This window comes from Methylobacterium sp. B1, from assembly GCF_000333255.1.
Taxonomy (GTDB): domain Bacteria; phylum Pseudomonadota; class Alphaproteobacteria; order Rhizobiales; family Beijerinckiaceae; genus Methylobacterium; species Methylobacterium fujisawaense.
This window is the reverse complement of record NZ_BACT01000818.1, coordinates 1-4,878: the sequence shown is the minus strand read 5'-3', so window position 1 is coordinate 4,878 and position 4,878 is coordinate 1. Positions and strand designations below refer to the sequence as shown.

The following is a 4,878-nucleotide window of genomic DNA, read 5'->3' as shown; positions in this document are numbered from 1 at the left end:
GGACCGGAATCGGGGCAGGAGCGTGGGGCGATTGTGCGATGCCGCGCGTTGAGCTGCCGTCCGGCACGACGCGAGCCGGGGGTATGAGTTCTGATGGCGAAGATTCTGCTGGTCGAGGACCACGAAGAGATCTGGGACTTCCTGTCCCGCCGCCTCAAGCGGCGCGGGTACGAGGTGATCCTCGCGCATGACGGCGAGGCCGGGGTCCGACAAGCCCGCTCGGGTCAGCCCGACGTGATCCTGCTCGACATGAACCTGCCGGTTCTGGACGGCTGGTCGGTCGCCCGGACGCTGAAGTCGGGCACCGACACGCGGGCGATCCCGATCATCGCGCTCACCGCCCATGCCATGTCGGGCGACCGCGACAAGGCGATCCAGGCCGGCTGCGACGACTACCACCCGAAGCCGGTCGATTTCTCGAAGCTTCTCAGCCAGATCAGCACCGCCCTGGGCGAGACCGCCCCGGCGAGCTGACCCGACCGCGGACGCGCGAATTGCGATCCCGAGACCTGATGTGAGTGGAGCGTGTCCGTGAGCGAGGATCCCGTCACTGCCCAGCGCCTGCGGCAGGGCCTGCCGGTCTTCGTGGCCTTGGCCTCGATCCTCCTCGTGGTCGCCACGCTGGCGGCCCTGTATCTCGGGCGCGAGATCCTCGTTCCGGTGACGCTGGCGATCCTCCTCAGCTTCGTGCTGGTGCCGGCCGTCCGGGTCCTGCGGCGGCTGCGCGTGCCGCGTGCGCCGGCGGTCCTCCTCGTGGTGGTGATCGTCTTCGGCGCCCTGTTCGGGATCGGCAGCCTGATCGCCAGCGAGGCGTCCCAGCTCGCCTCGGACCTGCCGCGCTACACGCAGGTGATGCGCACCAAGATCAAGGATCTTCGCGGGGCGACGGCCGGGACCGGCACCCTGTCGCGGATCGTCGACATGGTGCAGGACCTCAGCGCCACCCTGCAGCCGCCCCCGGCCGCGGAAGTCCGCGGCGAGCCGGGATCGCGCACGCATCCCCTCACCGTGGAACTCACGCCCGCCCGCGCCAGCGTGGTCGACACGCTTCAGACCTTCGCGGGCCCGATCCTGCACCCGCTGGCCACGACGGGCCTGATCCTGATCTTCACGATCTTCATCCTGCTCCAGCGGGAGGATCTGCGAAACCGGGCGATCCGGCTCGCCGGCGGCTCGGGCGACCTGCGCCGCACCACGGCGGCGATCGACGATGCCACGAGCCGACTCAGCCGCTTCTTCCTGGCCCAGCTCGCCCTCAACATCGCCTTCGGCCTCGTCATCGGCTTCGGACTCTGGATGATCGGCGTCCCGAGTCCGACCCTGTTCGGTGTCCTCGCGGCGATCCTGCGGTTCGTGCCCTATATCGGCGCGGCGATCAGCGCCCTTCTGCCGCTGATCCTCGCCGCCGCCGTCGATCCCGGCTGGGGCATGGTGATCGCCACCGCGGTCCTGTTCCTGGTGGTGGAGCCGATCTGCGGCCACGTGATCGAGCCGCTCCTCTACGGCCACTCCACCGGCCTCTCGCCGGTCGCCGTCATCCTCGCGGCGACGATCTGGACGTTCCTGTGGGGGCCGATCGGCCTCGTCCTGGCCACGCCGCTCACCGTGTGCCTCGTGGTCCTCGGCCGGCACGTGGAGCGCCTCTGGTACCTCGACGTCCTGCTGGGCGATCAGCCAGCCTTGTCGCCGCCCGAGATCTTCTACCAGCGCATGCTGGCCGGCGATCCGGTCGAGGCGATCGACCAGGGCTGGCAGTTCCTCAAGGAGCGCGCCCTCGTCACCTACTACGACGAGGTCGCCCTCGCCGGCCTGCTGCTCGCGCAGGAGGATCTCTCGCGCGGCACCCTGGACCGCGAGCGGCAGGCGGAGGTCGGGGCGGCGATCCGCACGGTCGTCGACCGCCTCGGGACCGCTCCGATGACCCGGCGAAGCCGTCGAGGCTCCGGGCGCGGGCCCGATACCGAGACTGCGGCGGCGCTGGCCGCCATCGGGCCCGACCGGCAAGTGGCCGGCATCGTCCTCGAGCGCGAGGATCTCGCCCCCAACTGGCGCAGCGAGACGCCGGTCCTGTGCGTGTCGAGCCGCGGCCCGTTCGACGAGGCGGCGACGCTGATGCTGAGCCAGATCCTCGCCCGCCACGGGCTGGCCTCGCAGATTCTCTCGATGGCCGCGATCCGCGCCGGCGAGCGTCCCGACAATCCGGAAGGGCTCGCGCTGATCTGCTTCTCGTATCTCGAGCCGGTGAGCCTCTCGCAGATCCGCTTCACCGTCCGGCAGGCCCGTGCGGCGGTGCCGGGCGTGCGCATCCTCGTGGGCTTCTGGCGCGAGCGCGATCCGGCGACCCTGGAACGGCTGCGCCGGGCGACCTCGGCAGACTTCCTCGTGACATCGCTGAACGAGGCGCTCTCGGCTGTGCTCGGCGCCTGCCAGGAATCCGCACCCACCCGGCTCGTCCCGGCACCCGTGACTGCCCGCTCCGGTTCGGCGCAGCCGGCAGTGGCATGACGCGCCGTGCGACACCACCTCTGAGGACGGGCCGTCGACATCGCGCTCTCGACCGCTAGTGTTCCGTCCGCTTTTCGTGATCGGGCGCGCGCAAAATGCTTTTACGTCCCGGAGGCTGAACATCACCGCGCATGTCTGAGACCCCAGAAACACCGCCCTCCGGGCCGAGCCCTCCGATCAGGGACAGCGCGCCGAGTGACCTGACCGACCGCCGCAGCGATATCTTCTTCGCGGCGGTCGAGACGACGCGCATGCCGATGATCGTCACCGATCCGCGCCAGCCCGACAACCCGATCATCTTCGCCAATCGGGCGTTCCTGGCGATGACGGGCTACACGCCGGAAGAGCTGATCGGGCGCAACTGCCGCTTCCTTCAGGGCCCCGAAACCGACCGCGAGAGCGTCGCGCAGGTCCGGGCCGCGATCGCCGAGAAGCGCGAGTTCGCCACCGAGATCCTGAACTACCGCAAGAACGGCTCGACCTTCTGGAATGCCCTGTTCGTCTCGCCGGTCTACAATGCCGACGGCGAGCTCGTGTACTATTTCGGTTCTCAGCTCGACGTCTCGCGTCGCCGCGACGCCGAGGAGGCGCTGGGTCAGGCTCAGAAGATGGAGGCGCTGGGCCAGCTCACGGGCGGCATCGCGCACGACTCACAATCTTCTCCCGGTGATCGTCGGCTACGTCGACATCCTGCGGCCCGGGCTGGAGAAGCCCGATGCCGACCGCGCCCGGCTCGGCCGCGCCACCGAGAACATCCGCCAGGCTGCGGAGCGCGCGACGACGCTGACGCAGCAATTGCTGGCCTTCGCCCGCAAGCAGCGGCTGGACGGGCGCGCCGTCAATCTCAACACCCTGATCGAGGGGATGGGCGAGATGGTCGCCCGCTCCGTCGGCGAGGCCGTGAAGGTCGAACTCGATCTTGCGGCGGATCTCTGGAACTGCCGGGTCGATCCGACCCAGGCCGAGGTCGCGATCCTGAACGTCCTGATCAACGCCCGCGACGCGATGCCGGAGGGCGGCACCGTCCGGATCTCCACGGAGAACAGCGAGGTCGCCGCCCGCGGCCGGGAGCTCGGTCCGCTGCGCGACGGGCGCTATGTCAGCATCGCCATCAAGGACACGGGTACCGGCATCCCGCCGGCCGTGCTCGCCCGGGTGATGGACCCGTTCTTCACCACCAAGGAGGAGGGCAAGGGGACGGGGCTCGGCCTGTCGATGGTCTACGGCTTCGCCAAGCAGTCGGGCGGCGCGGCGCAGATCGAGTCGGCGGTGGGTGCGGGCACGACGGTGCGCCTGTCGTTCCCCGCGACCGACGGCGACGTCAATGCCCCTGCCAAGGTTTCGCTGCGGTCCGTTGATCGGCAGGGCTCCGAGACGATCCTCATCGTCGACGACCGCGAGGACGTGGCCGAACTCGCCCGCACCATCCTGCGGGACTTCGGCTACACGACGCTGGTGGCGAGCAATGCCCGCGAGGCCCTGGAGATCCTGGATTCGAGCGAGCGCATCGATCTGCTCTTCACCGACCTGATCATGCCCGGCGGCATGAACGGCGTGCTGCTGGCCCGCGAAGCCCGCCGCCGCCAGCCCAAGCTCAAGGTGCTGCTCGCCACGGGTTACGCGGAGGCGAGCCTGGAGCGAACCGATATCGGCGGCTCGGAGTTTGATCTCCTGAACAAGCCCTACCGGCGCACGGAGCTGGTCCGCCGCGTGCGCGCCATCCTCGACGGTCCGACCGGGGTGGGCTGAGCTTCGGGAGACGGCCCATGTCCCAGGGCGACAAATCGAAGTACACCGACAAGCAGAAGCGCAAGGCCGAGCACATCGCCGAGTCCTACGAGGCCCGCGGAGTGCCGGAGAAGGAGGCGGAGGCCCGGGCCTGGGCCACCGTCAACAAGGACGACGGCGGCGGCAAGAAGCCGGGCGGCTCGGGCCGCGGCAAGGCCACCGGACATCCGGCCGCCCACAAGGGCGGCGAATCCGGCGGCAAGGCCTCGGCCGGGCGGACGGCCGCGGAACGCTCCGCCTCCGCCAGGAAGGCCGCCGCGACCCGCAAGGCCAACGCCGCCGCACGGGCGTAGCCGGTCCAGTGCGCACCGGGCTGCGTCGCTGCGCTCGGGGTGACGGTCCGGGCGCCGGAGAGCAACGTCAGTCCTTCTGCTCGGCGAGCTTGACCAGCGTGTGCAGCAACCGGTTCGCCGGTGTCGGAATGCCGAGCGCCGCGCCCTTGCGCACGACGAAGCCGTTGAGGTGGTCGATCTCGCTGGCCCGGCCGCGGGCGAGGTCCTGGGCGTGGGACGAACGCTGCCCCGCCCTGGTGACAACGAGATCCAGCACGGTGTCGAGGATGTCGGGGGCCACCGACACCCCGTC

General features: G+C 70.1%; 4 protein-coding genes and 1 pseudogene. 4 read left to right on the top strand and 1 reads right to left on the bottom strand.

Annotated features, from left to right (window positions below):
- Positions 1 to 93 precede the first annotated feature (93 nt).
- The 4 genes and pseudogenes from I53_RS23575 (at position 94) to I53_RS23560 (ending at position 4,586) form a co-directional block, all read left to right on the top strand.
- A complete protein-coding gene (locus I53_RS23575; RefSeq protein WP_043355299.1) occupies positions 94 to 474 on the top strand; it encodes a response regulator in 381 nt (126 codons plus the stop codon).
- A 57-nt stretch (positions 475 to 531) separates the two neighbouring features.
- Complete coding sequence (locus tag I53_RS23570; protein ID WP_043355297.1) at positions 532 to 2,505, top strand: AI-2E family transporter; 1,974 nt, start codon at positions 532 to 534, stop codon at positions 2,503 to 2,505.
- A gap of 131 nt (positions 2,506 to 2,636) precedes the next feature.
- Positions 2,637 to 4,254 (top strand): annotated as a pseudogene (locus I53_RS23565) (hybrid sensor histidine kinase/response regulator).
- A 17-nt stretch (positions 4,255 to 4,271) separates the two neighbouring features.
- On the top strand, positions 4,272 to 4,586 hold the full coding sequence (locus I53_RS23560) for a hypothetical protein (RefSeq protein WP_043355295.1): 315 nt from the start codon (positions 4,272 to 4,274) through the stop codon (positions 4,584 to 4,586).
- Positions 4,587 to 4,653: 67 nt separating this feature from the next.
- Here the strand turns inward: I53_RS23560 and I53_RS23555 are convergent.
- Positions 4,654 to 4,878 (bottom strand): ketopantoate reductase C-terminal domain-containing protein (locus I53_RS23555; RefSeq protein WP_043355293.1); only part of this gene is annotated, 225 nt, incomplete at its 5' end.

Excerpts from the sequence above, each read along its gene's own strand:
- I53_RS23575 (WP_043355299.1), top strand. The coding sequence starts at position 94 with ATGGCGAAGATTCTGCTGGTCGAGGACCACGAAGAGATCTGGGACTTC.
- I53_RS23560 (WP_043355295.1), top strand. The coding sequence starts at position 4,272 with ATGTCCCAGGGCGACAAATCGAAGTACACCGACAAGCAGAAGCGCAAG.